Below are 23,143 nucleotides of genomic sequence, written 5' to 3'. Positions count from 1 at the left end.
ATAAACAGTTGTGCTGGCGACAATAGCAAGAGTGAACCACCTGATCCCTTCCCGAACTCAGAAGTGAAACCTCTTAGCGCTGATGGTAGTGTGGGGTTACCCATGTGAGAGTAAGTCATCGCCAGCTCATTATTCGAAATCCCCCTCCGCTAAGGCAGAGGGGGATTTTTTTATGCGCAAATTTAAGTATTTAAACAATTATTAGTCGCGAAAGACTAGAAATTTAAAATCCAATTTGTATGTTTTTTAGTAAATCTGTGTTATAAAAAATAAAACGGCATAAAAATTGCTTATAAAACGGGATTTTCTATTAAGGGGGTAACAATGAGATTATCAGTGGGCATAAAAATTGCGAACTCGCTGTCATTAACTCCACAATTACAGCAAGCAATTCGGCTATTACAACTTTCAAGTCTGGAATTGGAACAAGAAGTTCAGTTGCAACTTGATAGTAATCCTCTATTAGAAAAAGTTGAAGAGCAAATTACCCTTGAAAGCTTATCTACAATTGAATCAAATAATGAAAATCACGATCTAACCAATGAACTTAATGCCGATCATCTGCCTGATGACTTACCTGTAGATACCGATTGGGATGATGTTTATACCCATCAACCTACAAGTCTGGGGGCAGCCGAGTTCGAAGAGCGTGAAGATAATCGTCAAGGGCATCAGAGCCTGCAAGAATATATGCTAGAACAAATTAATCTGCTGAATTTTTCACAGGTTGATAAATTAATCGCTTATTGCATAGTCGATTCTTTGGACGACAAAGGTTTTTTAGATGCTGAGTTGAGTGAAATTACTGCATCAGTACAACATTTACTCTCTTCTATGGGGTCTGAAGAAGAAATTGAAGATGATGAGGTTGCCGTTGTATTAAAGCATATCCAGCGTTTGGATCCGGTAGGTGTAGGTTCTAGAAGCTTGGCAGAATGCCTATTAGTTCAACTTGATAATTTACCTGCGTCAACCCCTTGCCGAAATGATGCGATCAAACTTCTGCAACATTATGAATTGTTGATTACCAATGAGCTTCCTAAGCTGATCAAACAGACTGGCTTAAATCCAGAACAGTTGCGCTGTGCCGTAGATTTGCTAAAAACATTAAAACCGCATCCTGGTCTGGAATTTGAAAACAAGGAATCGGATTATCAGGTGCCAGATGTCGTGGTGATGAAAAAGAATAACTGCTGGCAAGTCAATTTAAACTCGGATGTGCTGCCAAAGTTACGCGTCAATTCTTTTTATGCCAAAATGATTCGTCGTGCAGATCAAAGCGATGATAATCAGTACCTGCGTAATCAGATGCTGGAAGCGAAGAACTTCATTAAAAGTATCGATGAGCGACATAAAACCTTATTGAAAGTCGCGACCTGTATAGTGGAACATCAGAAAATGTTTCTGGAAATTGGTGCGGAAGGCATGAAACCTCTTGTTTTAAGAGATATTGCTGAAGAAGTCGAATTGCACGAGTCGACAGTTTCGCGTGTCACCACCAATAAATATATGCTGACCCCGCGTGGTCTATTTGAACTGAAATATTTCTTCTCGAGCCATGTTGGTACAACTTCTGGAGGAGAAGCATCCTCTACCGCCATTCGTGCCAAAATCAAGAAACTGATTGCTGAGGAAAATGCCCGTAAACCTTTATCTGACAATACTATTGCCAATATGTTGAAAGAAGAAGGGATTGATGTGGCACGACGTACGGTGGCGAAATATCGTGAATCGTTACATATTCCTTCATCTTCTGAACGAAAAGTCTTGATCTGAAATTTAAAATCTGGCTATTCTAAAGATTCATTATGACAGCATAATGAATCTTTTTTCTTTTGAGGAACAGTGAAATGGTTTAATCCAGTACTTCAAATACGAATTTTTTATTTATAAGTTACTGTATTTAAATTATTTTATATTGTGACTCTTCTAATCCTAACGAAGGTGAGGGATAGAACTATGCAAATAACAATTCGTGGACATCATTTATCGATTACGCCAGCAATTGAAGAACGTATAAAAACCAAGTTTTCACAAATGACTAAACACCTGGATCAGGTAAATAGTATGCAAGTGAAACTCTCTAAAGATCATCAAATTGATAAACGCTCTCGGAAGGGCAGCAGTAATCATATCGCAGAGGCGATTATCAGATTACCGGGAATCGAGTTTTTTGCCCACGCCACTGCTGATGATATGTATACCTCAATTAAAATTTTGACGGAAAAATTAAAACGACAGATTGACCGCTATCGGGAAATGCATTTACAGCAGCATGCTTTGGCCTTATAAAGGACAAATGATAAAAAAGAGGTTTTAAAAGCCTCTTTTTTTTATATATATAATGTATGGATCCATGAATTATTTTTGCTATTTATAGTAAAATGGCTCGTTTTACACCCTTAGTCCTATAAGAGGTCTTGTGATGAATAATGAACAGCTCACTGAAATTTTAAAAGCCGCTTTTCCCGAGGCGGATGTTGCTGTGAGTGGTCAGGGCGGAAAATTCGATCTCCGTATCGTGGATGATCAATTTGAAGGTAAGCGTCCAGTTGCACGGCAACAAGCTGTTTATGCTCCTCTCAATGCCCATATTGCCAGTGGTGCAGTTCACGCAGTGACAATTCGAGCAATGACAAAAGAAGAATGGCGCAAAGCAAGCTTATTTGGAGCTTAATAAATTAATGGATAAATTTTTAATTCAGGGCGGTATCAAGCTCGAAGGTGAAGTGCGTATTTCCGGTGCGAAAAATGCAGCTCTGCCCTTATTAGCAGCAATGATTCTTGCTGAAACACCAACTACGCTCAAAAATGTTCCCAATTTGAAAGATGTGAACACATTGGTGAAGCTGATTGCGGGTCTCGGGATCATCATGAGCTATGAAGGTGATACTGTTATTGCGGATACCTCGACATTAGATAACCAGTTCGCACCGTATGAGCTCGTAAAAACTATGCGTGCTTCTATTTTGGTGCTTGGTCCATTATTGGCGCGTTATGGTAGTGCAAAAGTGTCTTTGCCAGGCGGTTGTGCGATTGGCTCCCGTCCTGTCGATCAGCATTTGAAAGCTTTAGAAGCTTTAGGTGCCGAGATTGAAGTCGAAGCTGGTTATGTACATGCCAAAGTCGATGGTCGCCTGAAAGGTGGCGAAGTCGTTTTTGATATGGTGACTGTAGGTGGAACAGAAAATATTCTGATGGCTGCCGTGTTGGCCGATGGTGTGACCACGATTCGCAATGCAGCACGTGAACCTGAGATCACTGATCTTGCGCAAATGCTGATCAAGATGGGTGCCAAGATTGAAGGTCTAGATACCGATACTTTAATTGTGACCGGTGTCGAACGTCTGCGTGGCTGTGAATATGCGGTTGTTGCTGACCGGATTGAAACCGGTTCATATCTGGCAGCAGCAGCGATCACTGGCGGTCGTATCAAAACCACGCATACTGATCCGTCCCTGATGGAAGCGGTGCTGGACAAGTTTGAAGAAATGGGCGCAGAAGTGACCCGTGGTGACGACTGGATTGAACTGGATATGCTGGGTAAACGTCCGAAAGCTGTCAGCTTCCAAACCTTACCACATCCAGAATTTCCAACCGATATGCAAGCCCAGATTATGGCTGTGAATGCCATTGCTCAAGGCTTTGCGACAATTTCTGAAACGATTTTTGAAAACCGTTTCATGCATGTTCCTGAATTGGCACGTATGGGCGCCAATATTCAGGTTGAAGGTAATGATGCTGTGGTAACTGGTGTAGAAAAACTTTCTGCTGCACCCGTAATGGCAACAGATTTACGTGCTTCGTTCTCTTTGGTGCTGGCAGCACTTGCCGCTGAAGGTGAAACGCTGATTGACCGTATTTATCATATTGACCGCGGTTATGAAGATGTAGAAGCAAAGTTACAAAGTTTAGGTGCCCAAATTAAGCGAGTAAATTAATGAGCGATATGAGAAACGATGATCCAAACTTTGACGTAATGGGCAATTTTGATCATGGTTTAACTTTGGCATTAAGTAAGGGGCGTATCTTAAAAGAGACTTTACCTTTGCTAGAAACAGCAGGGATTAACCTTTTAGAAGATCCTGATAAATCTCGTAAATTGATTTTCCCGACCACGCATAAACAGGTTCGTATCTTAATTTTACGTGCTTCAGATGTACCGACTTATGTTGAAAATGGTGCAGCCGATATTGGTGTGGCCGGTAAAGATGTATTGATGGAACATGGCGCGCAAAACGTCTATGAACCATTGGACCTGAAAATTGCGGTATGTAAATTGATGACCGCCGGTAAGGTGGGGATGCAACGTCCTAAAGGTCGTTTAAAAATTGCGACCAAGTACGTGAATTTGACCCGTCAATACTATGCTAGCCTAGGTGAACAAGTGGATGTGATCAAGCTGTATGGCTCCATGGAACTTGCGCCACTGGTCGGTTTGGGTGATTACATTGTCGATGTCGTAGATACAGGCAATACTTTGCGTGCCAATGGTTTAGAGCCACTTGAAGAAATTTGCAAAGTGTCTTCGCGTTTAATCGTGAATAAAGCCAGCTTCAAGCGTAAGCAAGCGTTGTTAAATCCGATTCTGGCACAGCTTGAAAAAGCCGTAGAAGAACGTGAAAAGGCCAAACAGGCTTAAATTTTTTGCATAAAAAACCGTCCTTTTAGGGCGGTTTTTTTATTCGATTGAACATAAATACGATGTAAATTCTTTCATCAATTTTACCAAAAGCTATTTCCAATAAAACTCATAGGGCTAGAGCACTATAGCTGCCGACAAAAGTCTGGAAAACAGGTAAACTAAAGCCTTCGAATTCAAACCTGATGGGTAAATTGATGCGACGTTTATCGACCCAAGATCAAAACTTCAAGCAAGCATTTGCTGACTTGTTGGCTTTTGAAACTGTTAATGATCCTGAACTTTTAAAAACTGTAGATCAAATTATTGCTGATGTTCGTCAGCATGGTGATGCTCATGTTCTTAAACTCACTCAACAGTTCGATCGACATCCAGCGCATCAATTTTCAGAGCTTGAACTGACCCAGGAACAATTGAAAGCAGCATTTGATGGTCTAAGCATGGAAGTCCGGGAAGCGCTTGAACTTGCAGCGAATCGTATTCGGGAATTCCACCAAGCACAAAAACAGGACGGCTGGACCTATGTCGATGCTTTAGGAAATACGCTCGGTCAAAAAGTTACCCCACTGGATCGTGTCGGAATTTATGTACCGGGTGGTCTGGCGTCTTATCCGTCTTCAGTATTGATGAATGCGGTGCCTGCACATGTCGCAGGTGTGCCGGAAATTATTATGGTGGTACCTGCGCCGAATGGTGAGTTAAATCCATTGGTACTGGCGGCTGCATATCTGGCAGGCGTAACGCGTGTCTTTACAATTGGTGGCGCGCAAGCTGTTGCGGCATTGGCTTATGGTACAGAAACCATTCTATCAGTCGATAAAATCACCGGCCCAGGCAACCGTTTTGTGGCTGCGGCAAAACGTGCGGTGTTTGGTCAGGTCGGTATCGACATGATTGCAGGACCTTCTGAAATTCTGGTCTATGCCGAAGGCCAAAATAATGCTGAATGGCTGGCGATGGATTTACTTTCGCAAGCTGAGCATGACACTGTGGCACAGGCCATTTTCATTACACCAGATGAACAGTTGCTGAATGATGTTGAGCAGGCGATTGAAATGCATCTGGCAACCTTGCCAAAGGCAGAAATTGCCCGTACCTCGATTGCCAATCGTGGTGCTTTGGTCTTGGTGAAAGACCGCCAAGAAGCATCGGATTTGATTAATCAGGTGGCGCCTGAGCATTTGATGTTATGTTTAGATGATGCAGAAGCAATGTCTGATAGCATTCGTCACGCAGGTGCAATCTTTATGGGTCGTTATACGCCTGAAGCCATTGGTGATTACTGTGCCGGTCCAAACCACGTCTTGCCAACTTCAGGTACTGCGCGTTTTTCATCGCCACTTGGTGTCTATGATTTCCAGAAGCGCTCAAGCCTGATCATGTGCTCACAAGAAGGTGTAAAAACTTTAGCAAAAACCGCGGATATCTTGGCGCAACAAGAAAACCTGGATGCACATGCGCGTTCAGCACGTTATCGTTATCAATCATAAATAGCATTACAACCTCTCACTGACCCTCTCCTAAAAGGAGAGGAGAATTTAAACCACAAAAATCTTGTGTCTTTAGTAATGAAAATTCCTCTCCCTTTGGAGAGGTTAGGAGAGGGTTTAAAGAGAATACAAAATGAATATCACAACAGAACAAATGCGTTTTTGGAGTCCTGAAGTACGTGAATTAAAACCGTATACTCCAGGCGAACAACCAAAAATCCAGAATATTTTAAAACTTAATACCAATGAAAATCCGTATCCACCTTCACCCAAAGTGGTAGAAGCGGTTCAAAAGGTACTTGCGAATTCGGCGGATGTTTTGCGTTTGTATCCAGACCCTGATGCATCAGAGTTGAAACAGGCGATCGCTAAACAACAAAATGTACCTGTTGAAACCGTCTTTGTTGGCAATGGCTCAGATGAAGTCTTGGCGCATATCTTTAAAGCATTTTTTGTTCAAGAAAAACCTGTACTTTATCCAGATATTACCTATAGTTTCTATCCAGTTTATAGTCAGTTTTTTGGCGTCAAAACCAAAATCTTGCCACTCAATGATAACTTTGAAATTGTTGTAGATGACTATAAACAAGCTAATGGCGGCATTATTATTACTAATCCTAATGCGCCGACCAGTATTGATCTAGGTTTGGCTGCGATTGGAGAAATTTTGCAAGCCAATCCGGATTCAGTGGTGGTGATTGATGAAGCCTATGTCGACTTCGGTGCAGAATCAGCAGTCAAGCTGGTTGAGAAATATGAAAATTTAGTGGTATGTCAAACCACATCGAAGTCACGTTCTCTTGCTGGTCTGCGAGTGGGTTTTGCGATTGCTCAGCCACATTTGATTGCAGCACTTGAAGCAGTCAAAAATAGCTTTAACTCTTATCCGATGGACCGTTTTGCGATTGCTGCAGCGGTAGCTTCATTTGAAGATCAAGCCTACTTTGAAGCACAAAATGCAAAAGTGATTAAGAGTCGTGAAAAGTTGGTGTCCCAATTAAATGAGCTTGGTTTTAAAGTTTTACCATCGAGTGCTAACTTTATTTTTGCCTCATTGCCATTTAAGGATGCAGGCGAACTTGCAAGTGAGTTGCGTGAACGTGGCATTATCGTACGTTATTTTAACAAGCCACGTATTAACCAGTTTTTAAGAATTACTATTGGTACAGATGAGCAAAATCAGCGTTTAGTGGATACATTAAAAAACGAGATTTTAGTTTAATCTCTCAAAACCCCTCTTTCATAAAGAGGGAATTTTTCCTCTCTTTTTAAAGGGAGGCTAGAAGGGATTAAAAAAGCGAATCAAATGATTCGCTTTTTTATTTATTCAGGCTGATACCACGTATTTAACAGATCCAGCATTGCTGAAATTTTATCAAAACATTCTTGGTATTCCGCATCACAATCCGAAGAAATGGTAATACCACCACCCGCCCATAAAGAAACATCTTCCTGATATTTTTGGATGGAACGAATCAGGATGTTCCAGGAACCGGTACCATCAAAATTAAAATAACCCATTGATCCACAATAAGCCCCACGTGCTGCACCTTCCAATTCAGCAATAATCTGCATGGCACGAATTTTAGGTGCGCCCGTAATTGAGCCACCTGGTAGGGCTGACATTAACACCTCGAAAGGATTCACATCTGCTTTTAAGGTCGCTTCTACTTCGCTCACCATATGATGCACTTGATTAAAACTTTCGATATTAAATAATTTAGGTGTTTTAACCGAGCCTGTTTCCGCATAAACACTTAAATCATTACGTAATAAATCCACAATCATGACATTTTCTGCCTGATCTTTTTCCGATGCTTTTAAGGTGTGTTTAGATTGTTCATCCAGCACTGGATCGCTATAGCGTGGCATGGTGCCTTTAATTGGTTTGGTGATAATTTTCCGATTTTTTTCGAAGTCAATAAATAACTCGGGTGAGCAGCTGAGTAATTCAAAATCACCAATACGCAGATAACTCGCATAGGGCGCTTCGGTTAATGTCCAGAATGCTTGGGCAGTCGCTAAGAGGGAGCCTTGGGCACGACCTTTAAATTCTTGGGTCAGATTAATCTGATAGCAGTCACCTGCAACAATATAGTCCTGAATTTTCTGAAAAGCCTGAGTATAGACAGATTTGGTCCAGCGTGAGCTACAAGGATTGTTTAAATGAAATGTCGGGTGAATTTTATCTTGGTTAAGTAAGTTCTGAATATGATTGAAAATCTGTTCTGCCTGTGGATCATCACTATAGAACATCCAGCCATCAGGGGTTGGTTTAATGTAGGAAGAAAATTGACCAATAAATAAACCAGGTTGAGTACGATCTGGATACTGAATATATTGTTGAGCCGCATAATCGTAGCTAATAAAACCGACATAGCCTCCACGAAATCCATTCTTTTGAGGATTTTTTAATGCATCAATCACTAAATTAAATTCAGATGGGCTGGGTTGATATTGTTCAATCCCTGTTCTTTTAAAAGACTGAATTTGTGATGTCTGCGCAACAAAATATTCTTGAGCACAGCAGGCAATGAAAGGCTGACCATTATTATTTAAATACACCAGATGATCTAATGTCTTTAATGCGGACAATACATCTGCAACCAGAGATGATTCAAACTTTAAGGGACGATGATAGAGAGCTTTGGTCATTCACGTATAGGGAGTTCGATATGACTCACTATTTTATATCAAGAAGACAAGAAAATATTTTTAAATCATGAAATACCGTTTATCGGTAAGCGACAGATTGCGACCAACGACAGTTGATCGAAAACTGACTCGACGCTAATTTAAGTGGGCTAGCAAAATTACTCAAGGAACGATGTTTAAGCTGTCAGAAAATAAAAAATACAGCCTAAATACTGAGTAATTCACAACCAAAAAAATAGTACTCTTGGGAGAGTAAACAATGAAAAAATTCACAAAATTAGTTCTAGCGACTTCAGTTGCATTTAGTGCCAATGCGATGGCGATGCAGGCAATGGATGATGCATCTCTAAGCGAAACAACGGGTCAAGACGGTTTGACAATTGGTATCGGCATCTCGAAAATTGCGATTGAAAAATTATTTATCCATGATAATGATGGTTTGAAAGATGGTTATAATCTAGTTGATACAACAGCTGGTACATCAACTCCTCAAACAGCAGGTGCAGGTGCGATCGTAATTCGTGGTACGAGTGATACTGCTATTACTGATGCTGATCGTGTAAATCCTACAACTACAGCACATCATGGTGTATTAATTGGTGCCAATTATGACGATAATGGTGCTTATTTACTTCCATCCCGTAATCTTGCTGATTTAGTGATTGACTCAGATGCTGGTAATGGTAATCCTTTCATTAATGTTGCTGCACAAGTATCGGGTCTAGATATTAAAATTGGCCGAATTGGTGTAACTGCCTCTGGTGCAGATAATCCAGATTCGATTCGCCGAGGCGGTACTGGTGTTGTGAATGACATCATTAGTGGTTTAGAAGTTAAAACGGGTGTAATGAATGCCAATATTCAATTAGGTGCTGCCCCACAAGGGGCAATGATCAAGATGAATACTAAAATGATTGGTGGTTTAGAAATCAATAACCTAGGCATTTTAGATAATTCGACTAAAAATAAAGCGGTGGGGCTTGTAGGCACGACAGCAGTAACTACACGTGAAGCTGGTGAGATTTTTGTCGAAAGTATTAAAATTACAGATGCGGAGTCTAATGATTTAACTATTAGCCAGAACATTTCTGTATTTAACGATGCTTATGTAGGAGCTACTGGCAGTACCTTAGGTAAGGCAGCACATGTTCGTATTGTAAGTAATGATACTGGGGCGAAAGACCAATACATTAAAGGCATTCATTTAGGGAACCGTGAAGCAAGATCATCAATTGGTGATATGGAAGTTCAGGGTTTACAAACTTTCTATTCTCCTGCACAAAATACTTATACTAAAGGCGCAATTATTACTATTTCAGGTCACTAATCTTCATTTAAAAAAAGCGCGTGTTTACACGCGTTTTTTTTATGACTAAATCATTTATCCAAAAAATAAAAAAAATGCTGTATTTTTTTGAAAAAGAAGGTATCTTTCTAGTTACAGGGAAGTAGAGTGAATGCTCTATAAAAAGAAAAATAGGCGCATCATGCCCATTATAAGAAAAGTTAATAATTATGTTAGAGATCGCGTTGGGCTCGGCATTGATGTATTACGCTGCCAAAGAAGCTCTGGATATCAAAAAACAGCCAAATGGTGCTGTTCACTATACTGAAGTTCTTGATTCAAGAAATGACTCTTTTGTACGTATGCACCGTGAAGCTGTAGAAGTAAAACCGGCACTTCTGGATCAGTTTCAGGGCATTGTACGTCAGGCTTATGATTATAGTTGTGGTTCGGCAGCGCTTACGACCCTGCTCAATGGTTATGTCGGTACGCAGCTGGATGAGCAGCAAGTCATGAGTGGGCTGATGAAATTCGGTGAAACGGATAAAATTGTTGAACGCCGTAGTTTTTCTCTGCTTGATATGAAGCGCTTTGTGTCAGCCTTAGGGTTGGAAAGTGGAGGCTATCGAGGGGAGTTCAAAGATTTAGTTAATCAAGATCAGCCCGCCATTGTTCCGATTTCCTATGCAGGATTTAAGCATTTTGTAGTTTATAAAGGTTATAAAAATGGCCGGGTTTATGTTGCAGATCCAGCACTTGGTAATATCAGTTTTGAGGAACGGCGTTTTCAGGATATTTGGGAAAATAACACTTTGTTCCTGATTAATGTACCTGAACAATATCGCAAAAATTTTCTAGCATTAAAAGAATCAGATATGCGCCATGTAGAAGATGCTACGATCAATCGCTATGCCTTGGTTGACATGCAGTATCCACAATTTTATATGGACAAAATTGCTGATAAAGCTTCTACGATCCGTATGGACCGTAATCGTAATACAGAGTCAGAAAAATTTGGGGAATATCAACATAACTTCCTGAGACTGTATTACAAGAATAAATAAAATGAAAAACAGTAATAAAAATTAAAATGGTGAAATGGATATGAACAGTAAATGGATGAACAAGACGTTCTTGGCACTGAGCATTCAAATGGTAATGGGCGTTGCATTTGCTGCAGAAGAACCAGCACTAGGTGAATACGAAACGGTTGATGAGGAAGTTGTCGTTGAAACTGCTGCATCTGTACCGGCTCAAACCGGGCAGGTCGAAACGCAGGCTGCAGAAGAGTCAGAACTAGGTGAATATGAAGCAGTTGAAGAGGCGGTCGTTGAAACAGCATCACCTGTAGAGACTCAGGCTGGCCAAGTCGTAGATGCATCTCAAGCTTTACAGCAACAAGAAGGAGATGCTACTCAGGCAGCTAATCTGGAAGAAGTATTTACGTCAAATGAACGCCAATACTCTCTGATAAAACAAGGCGAAATTTCATCATATTACGATATTGATTATACCTATTATCGAGACACTCAACTTGATATAGAAATGGCTCAGGGCCAATTGTATCAACTACGTGTTCAAGAAAATGCAACACATAGTATGACCAATACTTTCACTTTCCAATATGGCGTGAAAGATAACCTGACCTTGACTGCATCCTTACCTTTAGTGGCCAAAACTGACTTGTTAAAAGATACGTCTACTGCAGGTTTGGGCGATATTAGTTTGGGTGCTCGCTGGGAACCCTTTCCACTAAAAGCGGGTCGTCTGCCTCTGATTTTATTTGCAAATTTGTCGACTAAAACGGGTGATAGTCCTTATGAAATTAATGCCGCGACAGATCTAGCAGCAGGAAAGGGTTATTACTCTGCTGGAGTAGGTGCTAGTACGCGTAAATACATTGATCCAGTCGTGCTGTTTGCATCAGTTTCTGCGAACTATGGTTTTAAAGAATCAGGCCTAAATCAGCGTCGAGGTAGCCGAATTATTGAGGAGTTTGAACCTGGTGTTAGTGGAGGCTTTGCCTTTGGTTTCGCATATTCATTTAACTATGACGTTTCGATGACCATGTCCTATCAGCAAAGCTTTAATACCGGTGCGGAATTTAGCTATAACACGGGTGAAAGTTATTCTGCTGCGGATCAGACCAGTTCTACCTTTGCAATTTCCTTAGGTGTGCGAGTCTCTCCAGAAACCATTGTGAATGGTACCGTTGGCCTAGGGCTGACCGAAGATGCACCGGATGTTTCATTGGGACTGTCATTCCCACTTGATATTTTAGGTTTTGGTAAAAAAATTAGTTAATAGGGGTGTCGTATGAAAAACATTCGACTTAGCCCGTTATTAACAGGAATTATTCTTGCGGGCTGTTCAAGTTATACCTTTGCACAATTGGGAACCAACCTTTCAGTTGATTTACGTGCACTATCCATGGGGAATGCTGTCACTGCAGATCCTCCAGGGGTCAATGCGGTCCACTTTAACCCGGCTGCACTGACTAAAATTAATGGGCTGCAAACCGAACAGCAAATCATTGTGGCTAATTTTGATATCCAGCGTGAGTTTTCAGTACCCGCCGGATATAACGTATTTGGCTATTCTGATGATCCTATTGTCTGTAATGACGGACCTGAAGTTTCATCTGATTTGTGTACCGATTTTAAAGGTCCGGTCAAAGGCGATGTGGAATATGTCAGCCTTTATGTCCCTTTTCTGAAAAAAATGGTGGATTTAGGGGAAGGCCTTCCTTTGACTGCACCGACCATGGGGATTGCATACAATCCACCTGGATCTAAAGCCACTTATGCGACTGCTGTTTATGCTCCTCTCATGGCAGGTTTTGGTCATGAAGATGGTAACCCGGCAAACTTTATGGGGCAGCAGGTTGCTTTAGAGCGGATTACCTATCTGTCACCATCCATCGGTTATGAGGTCAATGACCAACTGTCGATTGGTGCTTCTATCGGGATGTCTTATCAAGCCATCGGGATGAAAACGGACTTGCGTTTCCCGAATGAGTTGATCGGGATGTTGCGTATGATCGACGAAGTTGTGTGTACGCCGTTTAAAGAAAATTCCGACATTATTACAGATATTCTTTTGCTCGGGATCTGTAATGCGGATGAGGGGATGAATCCATTTGGCAAGTTTGGTCAAATGCAACTGGAGCTTGAGCAAAACTTAAGCCCAAGTTATAACCTGGGAATATTGTGGGAACCGCGCGAAGATTTTAGTTTTGGTATGGTCTACCAAAGTTCTGCGAAAATGCGCTTAAAAGGTAAATATCATATTGATAATGCCAAAGCCCCTCAGGAAATGATCAAAGGTTTGATGACCTCGCCAACCGGTCAGATTCTGGCGGCTATTCTTGGCTTTCCAAATTATATACCATCAAGTGAATCAGGTCTGGTGTCGATGGATTTTGAATATCCGGCGCATTTTCAGGCAGGTATCAAATATAAAGTGATGCCAGATTTGCAAGTCAATTTTGATATTGGCTGGACAGACTACAAGGTTTGGGATGAGTTCAAATTCGAATTTGATCGTACCATTTCAGCTCTAAAAATTGCCAAAATTTTGTCCGCCAATGTTACTGACTCAACCTTGGCTTTACCGATGGGATTTGAATCGCCGTGGAACTTCGGTATCGGGATAGAGTATTCCGCTACAGATCGTTTGAAGCTTCGGGCAGGTTATGAGCCACGTACCAGTGCTATTCCGAAAAATAAGCGTAATACCATGGTACCGATCAATGGTGCGCAGTTATTTGGTTTAGGTGTAGGTTACCGATTTGATGCAGACACTGATCTGGATCTATCAATTGGTTTCTTGCGTAGCAAAGATCAGATTCCAGCAAATACCAGTAGTTTAGCCAACCAGACCGGGGTAAATAACCTGTTATTGAACCCATATGCAGGTTTAAACGTAAAAACAGATACCAAAATTACAATTTTAGGTTTGAATTATCGCACTCGTTGGTAAGGGAAAAATGATCAAGACAGGGAACGTTGGATTGACAGCGGTACTGGCATTAAGTCTGGTATCCGTGTCTTTTTATATAAGCGCTAAAGAATTTATTACGATTATTGGTCCGGATGGACGACCATTAGTCGTACCCCGTAATAATGCAGAGAAAAAAACTGAGGACAAATCTCGATTGTCGAAAACAGCAGGAACTGCAGCAGTTCAGTCCACACCTGTAAAGCAAAACTTAGAAAAAGTGCCCGTCGTAGAAAATGGACAAGTTAAACCTAAGCATGGCCATAATATGGTTGTACAACCAGTACAACCAGTACAACCAGTACAACCAGTACAACCAGTACAACCAGTACAACCAGTACAACCAGTACAACCAGTACAACCAGTACAACCAGTACAACCAGTACAACCAGTACAACCAGTACAACCAGTACAACCAGTACAACCGCATATTGCACAAGCACAGATTGAGTCTACACCACAATTAATACCTGAATCTAAAGCTCCTCAAATTTCTGATGCTGAAACTGGATCTTCTGTTGCTACCATACAAAAACCGGGATTTAGCCAGGTTGAAGGCATTGAATATGTGGATAGTGAGTATCTGGAAAATAAAGAATTTAATTTAGAAGGCAAAAAACGTTTCTACAGCATGCTCGAAGGAGTAGTAGATAAAAATATCGGAACTACCCGGATCCAGACAATTGAACGTGAAAAAGGGGTGGGACAATCCGTATTAAAATCCTTGTTTCAAACTCCAGAAGTAGATTCCGGTCCTGTGGTACTGGCCCAAAGTTATTATCGTATTTCACAGTCGGAGACTATCGATAGCTTGGGCATGCAGTGTTTTACTGATAAGAAAATTAAAAAAGCGAAAGAAATCAGCCTTAAAAAAGCAGTTAACCTGTGGCCTCGTGCGCCTCTTAAAGCAGACGAATTTGATTTTGAAGTGGTCAAGCTTCAATTCGATATCCAGAATATTCAGATCAACTCTTATGCCTCTAGCCAGAAAAATCCAACGTATTATTGGCCTTTTGTTGTATTTTTAGACAGTCGTGGCTGTGTGCTTGAAGGAGCGGGCGGTTTTAAAAATCAGGAAGGACAGGCGAATATTATTCAACATGAGCGTATCGAAGGGGTTCTCCAGATTCCTGCACAAACTGAATATGTATTATTGACGCCTTTGGCCTCCGCGATAGATGTTGAAGACAAGATGCTGACAAATCATGGACAACTAAAATTAGTCGCCATTCGATAAGGACTATTCGAGTATAAGAATATGAAAAATAAAATATTATTTCCATTTGCTATAAGTACACTTTTAATGGCACTGAGCGGATGTGGTGGGGAAAGTGCCAATGTTATAAAAGAACCAGGTGATGAAGCTACGGAAAATGGTGCTTGTACCCCCGGTGAAACTAACTGTGTGGAATGGGGGCTGGAATATCCGCTTGATGGTTTAAATTTCAACTGTAGTGGCGATACAGAAAATACGTTTATTACGTTATTTGACAGTAAAAATGGGGTAGCTTCTGGAACCTGCCAAAAGACCGATAATATTGAGTTTTCTATTCAAAGTTTTGGTTCGAATAAGATTAATTTAGGTCAAATAAAACTCAGTGATTATGCCAGTTTTAGTGCCCAGACTCAGCTGCCACGTTTAAGTGTGATTGATATTGCGAGTGGGATTAGCGGACGTCGGGTAAGTAACTTGGAGCCTGGTGATCCTACCGTTCAGGTGGCCATGCGTCTGGTTAAAATTCTGCAAGCTTTGGCACTACAAAAGGGAAGTATTGTTAATCCATCTGATGTGCAACCTTTATATATTACTGAAGACATGCGCAAAAATTTGGCTAAAATCAGTGGAAATATTAGTCTGACTGATACTGATTTGGCGACTAAAATCAAAGATTTTGTTGATATCAGCATAATTTCGGATGAGGTGGCTTTTGCCACCGTTAAAAAACTGGTGACGATTGCTAACGCAGCCGTGTATCAGCCAGAATTTTCATTATTCTCAACTTCAGGCGTAATTGGTAGTAACCTGACGGGTTCAGATGGACTGGTGGGCTGTAATCAAAGTCCTTGTGATATTAAGAATAAGAATAATAAATATTTATTTGGCCATTTTATGCTGATTACCGATCGCCAGGGCTATACCTTTGGCAGCGGCTTACAATGGCGTGATAATGAGTTAATTCTGGCTAAAGAAAATTTATCTTCCTTAGGGGGGATTAATGCTCAACTCATCCGTAAGGTGAAACCGGTACAAATGACCGCTGATCCACAAAGTTCATGGATTCATCCAACCAGTAAAACCATTAACACGCCTTACCGCTTGAATGTTGCAAATAATGCGACTCCGCTTGAGTTGTATCAAGGCAGATTATTGAATGATTATGTGATCGCGGGTAAAGAAGCTTTCTATAAGGTGGTGACTGACAAAAAATCGCTGGATACTTCCGATCAAGCCAACTTGGGGTTGTGGCGTTTGCAGGCCGATGGTGAAAACTATACGGGAAGCGTTGATCTATATAAGATTTTCCCGATTAGTTATCTGGATCGTCAGGTTTTTAAAACAGCGCAGAACGTCGCAGATGGGGAGAAATATATCTTCCCAATGTATGCCAATCTGGAATTTAAATTTACAGATACCACTGTTAATCCAATTACTTTGGGAATCGTAATTGACAGTAATGGTGATGTACGCACCAATATGCAATCTTCCAGCAATTTCGCGACTGATCCGGTGAATGGCTGTAAGGGTGATGTGTTGGCAGATACGTTCTTAGATCATCAAAGCATACAACAATATCGCCTCGGGACTTTGGGACGTGCATTTGTCGCTGATAAAGCGGTTTCCATGCGTCTGATTCTGGCCAATGAAAAGTTTGGTAATATTAATGGCGCATTGGTAGGGGTAGATTCACGCATCCAGTCTTCACCGGATTCTAGGGATTCGATTGTGATCGGTGGTGCGCTGCTCAATTTGTCTAATGTGTTGGATACTAATGTCGGCCAGAATGGGCGTGTAACTTTCCTGAATTCGGCAGGGGATGGGGTACAATGGGCCAATACCTATGCGAGTTTTCAAAAAGTTTATAATAATAACAATGAGGGTGAAACACCGGCAGATATTAGCCTAGCAAAATTAAACGGTGGTTCGGTTGAGTTTAAGCTTGCGGATTGCTATCAAGTCAAAGCCAAATAATATTCTTTAAAAATAAAAAAATCCCATCTTAGTATGGGATTTTTTTATGCCTATTAGATTTAACCGGTATGGTCTAGACGCGTGCCTAAGGTTTCCAGATGCATTGGAAAAATATTATTTTTACGGTCTTCAAAATAATGTCTGAGGGTATGTTCTACACTCGGGAAGGCTAGTTCAGTCCAGGGGATATCTGCTTCATCAAATAAACGCGTTTCGATGGTTTCTTCACCCGCACCAAATTTTCCATCAATCAGATTGGCTTTAAACAACACATAAATTTGACCAATACGCGGAATGTTATACATACAGTAAAGCTGTTCAATGTCTACTTCAGCTTCGGCTTCTTCGCGGGTTTCCCGGGCAGCCCCTTGCTCCATGGTTTCAAACAGTTCCATATAGCCGGCAGGTAAAGTCCATAAGCCATAGCGTGGTTCAATGGCACGACGGCACAACAGTACTTTGTTTTCGAATAAGACTAAAGCGCCACAAATTACTTTCGGATTAATGTAATGAATAGAGCCGCATGAATCACATACGCTGCGAATTTGCTGATCGCCCAAAGGAATTTTAGCAGTGGTTTTATGTCCACAATTCACACAGAAGTTCATATTCATCATCAATGATAAAAGTATGCTCAGGATAACTGAAAAAGCAAAATTTGGCATCATTTCTCTCCCGCCCCGACTAAAATCAGCTATGATGAAATTATGATCATCGTCAGGGTTGAAAGAATGGATGCATGTGAATTGACACAAAGGTTGCAGCAACGCTTACGTTTTTCCAAGCGTATCCGATCTGCGCATGCTGCCGTGTTGATTGCAATTACAGATGAAGCTGACCCCAAAGTATTGCTGACGCGCCGTTCAGCTTATTTGAATAATCATGCTGGAGAAGTCTCATTTCCCGGAGGGAAGCGTGATCCGCAAGATACCAGTAATATTGTGGTGGCTTTAAGAGAGGCCTATGAAGAAACGGCATTGAACCCCTTTGATGTGCATTTAATGGGTGATTTGCCCATGCAAAAAGCCCGAAATGGTATGCTGGTCAAGCCGATTGTGGGACTGATTCCTCCGCAAGTGCAACTGATTCCACAACCAACAGAAATTGACCGGATTTTCTTTGCTTCATTGCAGCATTTGCTTGAAGTGACGCCCACACCCTATGAAGTCCGTTTTGCCCAGCAATCTTTATATTTTCCGAGTATGCGGGTAGAAAATGAAGTGGTTTGGGGCTTGACCGCACGTATGCTGATTTCTTTATTTCAATATGGGCTGGATTATAAAAAAGACTGGCCATTCTTGCTTAATTCTCCAACCTTTAAACGCTCCAAATTTTTTTAACCATTGAACAGGATTTTATCAATGTTGTACAAATTTCAGGGACACTTACCTACCGCTACACATCAGCCCTGGGATGGCTGGGTGGCACCAACGGCAACAGTGATTGGACAAGTTGAGCTTGGACGACAAGTCAGTGTCTGGTTCGGTGCCGTAGTACGTGCAGATAACAGTAAAATCAAATTGGGTGACTTTAGTAATGTGCAGGAAAATGCAGTACTGCATACGGATGCCGGTATCGAGATGAGTATTGGCAATTATGTGACAATTGGGCATCAGGCCATGCTGCATGGTTGTACCATTGGTGATAACAGCCTGATCGGAATTCAGGCAGTCATTCTAAACAATGCCGTGATTGGCAAGAATTGTATTATTGGTGCCAATGCCTTGATTCCGGAAGGCAAGGTGATTCCAGATAATTCTGTGGTGATGGGCTCACCCGGTAAAGTGGTGAAAACGCTGGATGAAGACAGTATTCAAAAATTAACAATGAGCGCTATGCATTATGCCGAGCATTTTCAGAAATTTCAGGATTTGGAAGACGTGCAACTCTAAGGCGCTCTTTTATTGAGTGAATCATAAGCCTAGATTTTCTAGGCATTTTTGTATCTGTTTCGGGAAAATCTCGCGTAGCGGATATGAGTGGAGTATCATATCCGCGTTTTTTATATTCTCTGAATTAAGGTTGTGCATGAAAGTGCTGGCATTGGAGACTGCCAATGAGCAGTGTTCCGTTTCTGTAATCGATGATACTCAAGAACTATTTTTTCAGCTTGATGCGCGCGCCAAGGCACAAACGCAAACGATTCTCCCGATGATTGAACAAGGTCTGCAAGATCTTGGACTGGCCATTGCTGATTTGACCGCGATTGCCTTTAGTCGTGGTCCAGGTTCTTTTAGCGGTGTGCGTATTAATGCTGCCGTGACTCAGGCCTTGGCTTGGTCAAATGATGTGCCGGTAATTCCGGTGTCGACTTTGCAAGCTTTGGCACAAGCAGCCTACCGCTTGCACGGTCTGACTGAAGTGTCTGCGGTATTGGATGCCCGTATGAGCGAAGTCTATATCGCGAGCTATCAACTGGATGCCCAAGGAATTATGCAACCGGTCGATGATGAGCAACTGTTAAGTTATGCAGAAGGTAGCCAAGCTGTGCGCTTTACCCCGGTAGGTTCAGGTGCTGAACTGGTACAAAGTGAAACTTCAATTTATAAAGATGTGCATGCCACCGCACAGGATATCGCCAGCATTGCACGTGCAGCGGCACAAGCAGAAAACTGGGTGAGTGCAGAATTGGCATTACCCGTATATTTACGCGATAACGCGTGGAAAAAAATTCCAGAACAAGGCAAAGCATAATTAATTAGGATAAAGCATGGATCTTTTACTGCTACTCAAAGCGGCCATCATGGGTATTATCGAAGGCATTACTGAGTTTTTGCCTATTTCCAGTACCGGCCATTTGATTTTGGCATCAGAATTAATGAATTTCTGGACCAAGGAAAAGAGTGATGTATTCGTCATCGCGATCCAGATGGGGGCAATTGCTGCCGTTATTTATGAATATTGGGCACGTCTTTGGGGGGCAGCGACCGGGATTGTCAGCGGTGAACCACAAGGTCGCCGTTTAGGCATTGGCCTGATTCTGGCTTCTATTCCGATTATATTGATTGGTCTGACTCTGGGACAAACCGTCAAACAATTACTGTTTAATGATATTGCAATTGCCATTGGTTTGATTGTCGGCGGTTTGATCATTATCTGGATTGAAAAGAATCCACCACAAGTCCGTGTACATGAAGTTGAAGAACTCAGCATTAGAGATGCGATCTGGATTGGCCTGATTCAGGTTTTATCCTTGATACCGGGGACTTCCCGTTCAGGCGCAACCATTATCGGTGCGATGTTCTTGGGTGTGTCCCGTAAAGCAGCGACTGAATTCTCATTTTTTCTGGGTATTCCGGTGATTATTGGTGCTGGCCTGCTAGATCTTTATCAAAGCTATGATGTCTTAAATACCACTGAAGACTGGACCGTGATTGGGGTTGGGCTTCTGGTTTCCTTTATCTCGGCATTGATATTAATCCGTGCGCTGGTCGCTTATGTGGCCAAACGCGACTTTATGATCTTTGCCTGGTATCGTATTGCTTCGGGTCTGCTGATTTTATTATTTGCCTATACAGGTTGGAAATTATGGTAAGCGCGATTCGCTTATATGCCGAATCTGACGATCAAGAGAAAGCACAGCACTTCGAGGCTGTGCTTTCTTCTCGTGGGGTACAGGTCGAGATTGAAACTGTTGAAAAACTCAATGCACGTTTTTTCCGTTTAAATCCTGAACTGGCCCTTTGTGTTGATGCTGACGGACTCTGGTTATGTGCCAACGGCATGAAGATGCAACCGGACTGGCAAGCGGAAACCGGGCGTTTAAAACGCGCATCTTTAAAGTCAGAAATGATTGCACGTGCCTGTAATTTAAGTGAAAAACCAAGCTTAGTTGATGCGACTGCGGGTCTGGGACATGACAGTCTGTTGATGGCACATTTAGGTGCGCAAGTGACCTTGGTTGAACGGCATCCGATTTTGTTCACCTTGCTTGAAGATACCCATACGCGTGCCCAGTCGGATGCATTTCTAAGTCAGGTCGTATCACGGATTCATTTGGTTTTTTCTGATTCAGCCGATTATCTGCAGCAACAGGCCCAGCAGCATCAAATTGTCGATGTAGTTTATCTTGATCCAATGTTCCCACAGCGGGATCAAAATCAGCAGGCAGTCAAAAAGCAGGCACAGGTCAAAAAACAGATGCAGCTGTTGCATATGTTATTGCCTGAAGATGGTGAAATGGATCTGGGTGATAACCTTCTAGAACTGGCGCAGAAAATTGGCAAGCGTGTCGTGGTCAAACGTCCGCGTCTGGCGGTATTTCTGGCCGGAAAAGAGCCAAATCATCAATGGCAAGGCGATGCTTGTCGCTTTGATGCGTATTTTCAGCATGAACTTGTAGCTGAATAGGATAATGGCTTCTTTATTAAGCAAAGATTTGTTATATATTTAAAATTAGCATTGATTAAATGCTTATCAAGCATAAACTTATTCAGCACATTAGCGAGCCACTCATCTCCTTGAAATCCTATGATCGACTTTAAACCCTCCATTAATTTTTGGCACGATTTTAAGAGCAACCAAATTGCCGGGATGTGGTTATTTCTGGGGTCGAGGCGTTCTTTACAACTGGTCCGTCCATCCATCATGCAACTGGTGTTCTGGGGGATCTTAGGGGGCTGCGCCAACAGTTTGTTTAGCTGGCTCAGTTCAGGCCGTATGGGAGATTTTAACTCTCAAGGCCTGATCAGTTATGCGCTTTGGCCTTTCATTGCCCTGATTGTCGGTATTTTTCTTTCGCAACGGGTCAATAATCCACGCTTGATGCTGGTGCCAGCCTTGTTATGGTTGGTGTTAGATACCCATATCATGCTGTTCCAGTGTCTGATTCAGTATCTGGGTGATCTGGATTATCTGCCTTATATCCTTTACGACTATATTCCAACGCTCTTTGTCATGCTGTTTGTCTGGCAAAGTCTGGCAGTGGTCTGGGTGATTTCACGTGAATTAAAATGGCCGTGGTGGGAACGTGCGCTGATTATGCTGGCGACTTTGTTTACGCTAGTAGTTTGGCAGATTTCAGTCAAAGATCAGCCGATCTGGAAAGTCGAAGAAATTCCACCGAGTTTTGCCGAAGATGCTTTCTATGCCCAGCCAACTTTGCTGAATAAAGCGCTGGAAAATATCGAGTATGGTGAATTTGCACAGTCACACTGGTATTTCATGGGAGTAGCTGGAGCGAGCTATCAGGATGTATTCCATTCTGAAGTTGAGCGGATTAAAGAGCAGTTTGATACCCGTTTTGGTACTTTTGGCCGATCGATTGCCTTGGTCAATCACCCAGCGACACGTACCACTATGCCGATTGCTTCCAAAACCAGTATGGAGCTGACATTGCGCCGTATGGGGCAGCAGATGAACCGTGAAAGTGACGTATTATTTTTATATATGACCTCTCACGGTTTGCCGAATGTATTTGAAATGGAAAATGCCCCACTGGATCTGGCGCAGGTTGATCCAAAATGGTTGCGTGAAACACTAGATGCATCAGGCATACGTTGGCGCGTGATCGTAATCTCGGCCTGTTTTTCAGGCAGTTTTGCTTCTGCTTTACAGAATGACAATACCTTGGTGATTACGGCTTCGGCAGCTGACCGTCAGTCTTTTGGCTGTTCGAATGAAGCGGATTATACCTATTTTGGTCGTGCGTTCTTTGATGAAGCCATGCGTGAAAATAGCAGCTTGCAAAGCGCTTTCGCACAGGCCACAGATACCGTAGCAAAATGGGAATCAGCTCAAGGTTTTGAGCCATCAGAACCGCAATGGGTGATTGGTAAGAATATGGAATTGATGTTGCCACAACTGGAGCAACGTTTATTTCCACAGACTAGTACGGCAACACCATCTCCCTAGATCAATGTCATCCACAGACCGGTTGTAAT

The 23,143-nt window shown here is 42.0% G+C and carries 21 protein-coding genes and 1 rRNA gene; 20 read left to right on the top strand and 2 right to left on the bottom strand.

The features are described 5' to 3' along the window. The first annotated feature begins 12 nt into the window (after window positions 1-12). From rrf to hisC, 8 genes are all read left to right on the top strand, one after another. Window positions 13-127 (top strand): 5S ribosomal RNA (rrf, locus tag PYW33_RS12420). 197 nt (window positions 128-324) lie between these two features. Beyond that, window positions 325-1,776 carry an RNA polymerase factor sigma-54 gene (locus PYW33_RS12415; protein ID WP_004646021.1) on the top strand — a complete coding sequence of 484 codons (1,452 nt, stop codon included), beginning with the start codon at window positions 325-327 and terminating at the stop codon, window positions 1,774-1,776. Between the two features lie 183 nt (window positions 1,777-1,959). Continuing rightward, window positions 1,960-2,292, top strand: coding sequence for a ribosome hibernation-promoting factor, HPF/YfiA family (gene hpf, locus PYW33_RS12410; RefSeq protein ID WP_004646022.1), 333 nt, complete (start codon window positions 1,960-1,962; stop codon window positions 2,290-2,292). Window positions 2,293-2,425: 133 nt separating this feature from the next. Continuing rightward, window positions 2,426-2,677, top strand: coding sequence for a BolA family iron metabolism protein IbaG (gene ibaG / locus PYW33_RS12405; protein ID WP_004646023.1), 252 nt, complete (start codon window positions 2,426-2,428; stop codon window positions 2,675-2,677). 7 nt (window positions 2,678-2,684) lie between these two features. Continuing rightward, a complete protein-coding gene (gene murA, locus PYW33_RS12400) occupies window positions 2,685-3,941 on the top strand; it encodes a UDP-N-acetylglucosamine 1-carboxyvinyltransferase (RefSeq protein ID WP_004646024.1) in 1,257 nt (418 codons plus the stop codon). Beyond that, the gene (gene hisG, locus PYW33_RS12395; protein WP_004646025.1) at window positions 3,941-4,642 is read left to right on the top strand and encodes an ATP phosphoribosyltransferase; all 702 of its coding nucleotides are present in this window, start codon (window positions 3,941-3,943) and stop codon (window positions 4,640-4,642) included. The genes murA and hisG overlap by 1 nt, the downstream gene beginning before the upstream one ends. A 185-nt stretch (window positions 4,643-4,827) precedes the next feature. Further along, on the top strand, window positions 4,828-6,132 hold the full coding sequence (gene hisD, locus PYW33_RS12390) for a histidinol dehydrogenase (RefSeq protein WP_004646026.1): 1,305 nt from the start codon (window positions 4,828-4,830) through the stop codon (window positions 6,130-6,132). Window positions 6,133-6,265: 133 nt separating this feature from the next. Further along, entirely contained in the window at window positions 6,266-7,354 is a 1,089-nt protein-coding gene (hisC, locus tag PYW33_RS12385) for a histidinol-phosphate transaminase (protein WP_004646027.1), read from the top strand. Between the two features lie 101 nt (window positions 7,355-7,455). Here the strand turns inward: hisC and PYW33_RS12380 are convergent, their stop codons facing one another. Then, the gene (locus PYW33_RS12380; RefSeq protein WP_004646028.1) at window positions 7,456-8,787 is read right to left on the bottom strand and encodes an anthranilate synthase component I family protein; all 1,332 of its coding nucleotides are present in this window, start codon (window positions 8,785-8,787) and stop codon (window positions 7,456-7,458) included. Window positions 8,788-9,046: 259 nt separating this feature from the next. Here PYW33_RS12380 and filA point away from each other — a divergent pair, with 259 nt between their 5' ends. The 6 genes from filA to filF all read left to right on the top strand — a co-directional run bounded on the left by filA (window position 9,047) and on the right by filF (window position 17,261). Continuing rightward, on the top strand, window positions 9,047-10,114 hold the full coding sequence (gene filA / locus PYW33_RS12375; RefSeq protein WP_004646029.1) for a putative pilus system protein FilA: 1,068 nt from the start codon (window positions 9,047-9,049) through the stop codon (window positions 10,112-10,114). Window positions 10,115-10,302: 188 nt separating this feature from the next. Then, entirely contained in the window at window positions 10,303-11,136 is an 834-nt protein-coding gene (gene filB, locus PYW33_RS12370; RefSeq protein WP_004646031.1) for a putative pilus system C39 family peptidase FilB, read from the top strand. A 34-nt stretch (window positions 11,137-11,170) separates the two neighbouring features. Further along, the gene (filC, locus tag PYW33_RS12365) at window positions 11,171-12,376 is read left to right on the top strand and encodes a putative pilus system protein FilC (protein WP_004646032.1); all 1,206 of its coding nucleotides are present in this window, start codon (window positions 11,171-11,173) and stop codon (window positions 12,374-12,376) included. 12 nt (window positions 12,377-12,388) lie between these two features. Next, complete coding sequence (gene filD / locus PYW33_RS12360) at window positions 12,389-14,053, top strand: putative pilus system OmpP1/FadL family transporter FilD (protein WP_004646033.1); 1,665 nt, start codon at window positions 12,389-12,391, stop codon at window positions 14,051-14,053. Window positions 14,054-14,060: 7 nt separating this feature from the next. Next, window positions 14,061-15,308, top strand: coding sequence for a putative pilus assembly protein FilE (gene filE / locus PYW33_RS12355; RefSeq protein WP_026055748.1), 1,248 nt, complete (start codon window positions 14,061-14,063; stop codon window positions 15,306-15,308). Between the two features lie 21 nt (window positions 15,309-15,329). Further along, window positions 15,330-17,261 carry a putative pilus system protein FilF gene (filF, locus tag PYW33_RS12350; protein WP_004646036.1) on the top strand — a complete coding sequence of 644 codons (1,932 nt, stop codon included), beginning with the start codon at window positions 15,330-15,332 and terminating at the stop codon, window positions 17,259-17,261. Window positions 17,262-17,320: 59 nt separating this feature from the next. Here filF and PYW33_RS12345 read toward each other — a convergent pair whose 3' ends face one another. Then, window positions 17,321-17,869 carry an NUDIX hydrolase gene (locus tag PYW33_RS12345; RefSeq protein WP_161785319.1) on the bottom strand — a complete coding sequence of 183 codons (549 nt, stop codon included), beginning with the start codon at window positions 17,867-17,869 and terminating at the stop codon, window positions 17,321-17,323. Between the two features lie 123 nt (window positions 17,870-17,992). Here PYW33_RS12345 and PYW33_RS12340 point away from each other — a divergent pair, with 123 nt between their 5' ends. The 6 genes from PYW33_RS12340 (at window position 17,993) to PYW33_RS12315 (ending at window position 23,114) form a co-directional block, all read left to right on the top strand. Beyond that, window positions 17,993-18,601, top strand: a complete 609-nt coding sequence (locus PYW33_RS12340; protein WP_004646038.1) for an NUDIX hydrolase — start codon at window positions 17,993-17,995, stop codon at window positions 18,599-18,601. Window positions 18,602-18,625: 24 nt separating this feature from the next. After that, window positions 18,626-19,153 (top strand): gamma carbonic anhydrase family protein, encoded by a 528-nt coding sequence (locus tag PYW33_RS12335; protein WP_171057008.1) that lies wholly within the window; start codon window positions 18,626-18,628, stop codon window positions 19,151-19,153. 136 nt (window positions 19,154-19,289) lie between these two features. Further along, window positions 19,290-19,955, top strand: a complete 666-nt coding sequence (tsaB, locus tag PYW33_RS12330; protein WP_004646042.1) for a tRNA (adenosine(37)-N6)-threonylcarbamoyltransferase complex dimerization subunit type 1 TsaB — start codon at window positions 19,290-19,292, stop codon at window positions 19,953-19,955. A 16-nt stretch (window positions 19,956-19,971) separates the two neighbouring features. After that, a complete protein-coding gene (locus PYW33_RS12325; protein WP_004279167.1) occupies window positions 19,972-20,796 on the top strand; it encodes an undecaprenyl-diphosphate phosphatase in 825 nt (274 codons plus the stop codon). Further along, window positions 20,790-21,611, top strand: a complete 822-nt coding sequence (locus tag PYW33_RS12320) for a class I SAM-dependent methyltransferase (protein WP_004646043.1) — start codon at window positions 20,790-20,792, stop codon at window positions 21,609-21,611. Before PYW33_RS12325 ends, PYW33_RS12320 begins: the two co-directional genes overlap by 7 nt. Window positions 21,612-21,731: 120 nt before the next feature. Next, the gene (locus PYW33_RS12315) at window positions 21,732-23,114 is read left to right on the top strand and encodes a C13 family peptidase (RefSeq protein ID WP_004646044.1); all 1,383 of its coding nucleotides are present in this window, start codon (window positions 21,732-21,734) and stop codon (window positions 23,112-23,114) included. The last annotated feature ends 29 nt before the right edge of the window (window positions 23,115-23,143 follow it).

Source organism: Acinetobacter lwoffii, assembly GCF_029024105.1.
Taxonomy (GTDB): Bacteria; Pseudomonadota; Gammaproteobacteria; order Pseudomonadales; family Moraxellaceae; genus Acinetobacter; species Acinetobacter lwoffii.
This window is presented reverse-complemented; position numbering and strand designations above follow the sequence as displayed.

Excerpts from the sequence above, each read along its gene's own strand:
- PYW33_RS12415 (WP_004646021.1), top strand. The coding sequence starts at position 325 with ATGAGATTATCAGTGGGCATAAAAATTGCGAACTCGCTGTCATTAACT.
- hpf (WP_004646022.1), top strand. The coding sequence starts at position 1,960 with ATGCAAATAACAATTCGTGGACATCATTTATCGATTACGCCAGCAATT.
- ibaG (WP_004646023.1), top strand. The coding sequence starts at position 2,426 with ATGAATAATGAACAGCTCACTGAAATTTTAAAAGCCGCTTTTCCCGAG.
- murA (WP_004646024.1), top strand. The coding sequence starts at position 2,685 with ATGGATAAATTTTTAATTCAGGGCGGTATCAAGCTCGAAGGTGAAGTG.
- hisG (WP_004646025.1), top strand. The coding sequence starts at position 3,941 with ATGAGCGATATGAGAAACGATGATCCAAACTTTGACGTAATGGGCAAT.
- hisD (WP_004646026.1), top strand. The coding sequence starts at position 4,828 with ATGGGTAAATTGATGCGACGTTTATCGACCCAAGATCAAAACTTCAAG.
- hisC (WP_004646027.1), top strand. The coding sequence starts at position 6,266 with ATGAATATCACAACAGAACAAATGCGTTTTTGGAGTCCTGAAGTACGT.
- PYW33_RS12380 (WP_004646028.1), bottom strand. The coding sequence starts at position 8,787 with ATGACCAAAGCTCTCTATCATCGTCCCTTAAAGTTTGAATCATCTCTG.
- filA (WP_004646029.1), top strand. The coding sequence starts at position 9,047 with ATGAAAAAATTCACAAAATTAGTTCTAGCGACTTCAGTTGCATTTAGT.
- filB (WP_004646031.1), top strand. The coding sequence starts at position 10,303 with ATGTTAGAGATCGCGTTGGGCTCGGCATTGATGTATTACGCTGCCAAA.
- filC (WP_004646032.1), top strand. The coding sequence starts at position 11,171 with ATGGATATGAACAGTAAATGGATGAACAAGACGTTCTTGGCACTGAGC.
- filD (WP_004646033.1), top strand. The coding sequence starts at position 12,389 with ATGAAAAACATTCGACTTAGCCCGTTATTAACAGGAATTATTCTTGCG.
- filE (WP_026055748.1), top strand. The coding sequence starts at position 14,061 with ATGATCAAGACAGGGAACGTTGGATTGACAGCGGTACTGGCATTAAGT.
- filF (WP_004646036.1), top strand. The coding sequence starts at position 15,330 with ATGAAAAATAAAATATTATTTCCATTTGCTATAAGTACACTTTTAATG.
- PYW33_RS12345 (WP_161785319.1), bottom strand. The coding sequence starts at position 17,869 with ATGAACTTCTGTGTGAATTGTGGACATAAAACCACTGCTAAAATTCCT.
- PYW33_RS12340 (WP_004646038.1), top strand. The coding sequence starts at position 17,993 with ATGGATGCATGTGAATTGACACAAAGGTTGCAGCAACGCTTACGTTTT.
- tsaB (WP_004646042.1), top strand. The coding sequence starts at position 19,290 with ATGAAAGTGCTGGCATTGGAGACTGCCAATGAGCAGTGTTCCGTTTCT.
- PYW33_RS12325 (WP_004279167.1), top strand. The coding sequence starts at position 19,972 with ATGGATCTTTTACTGCTACTCAAAGCGGCCATCATGGGTATTATCGAA.
- PYW33_RS12320 (WP_004646043.1), top strand. The coding sequence starts at position 20,790 with ATGGTAAGCGCGATTCGCTTATATGCCGAATCTGACGATCAAGAGAAA.
- PYW33_RS12315 (WP_004646044.1), top strand. The coding sequence starts at position 21,732 with ATGATCGACTTTAAACCCTCCATTAATTTTTGGCACGATTTTAAGAGC.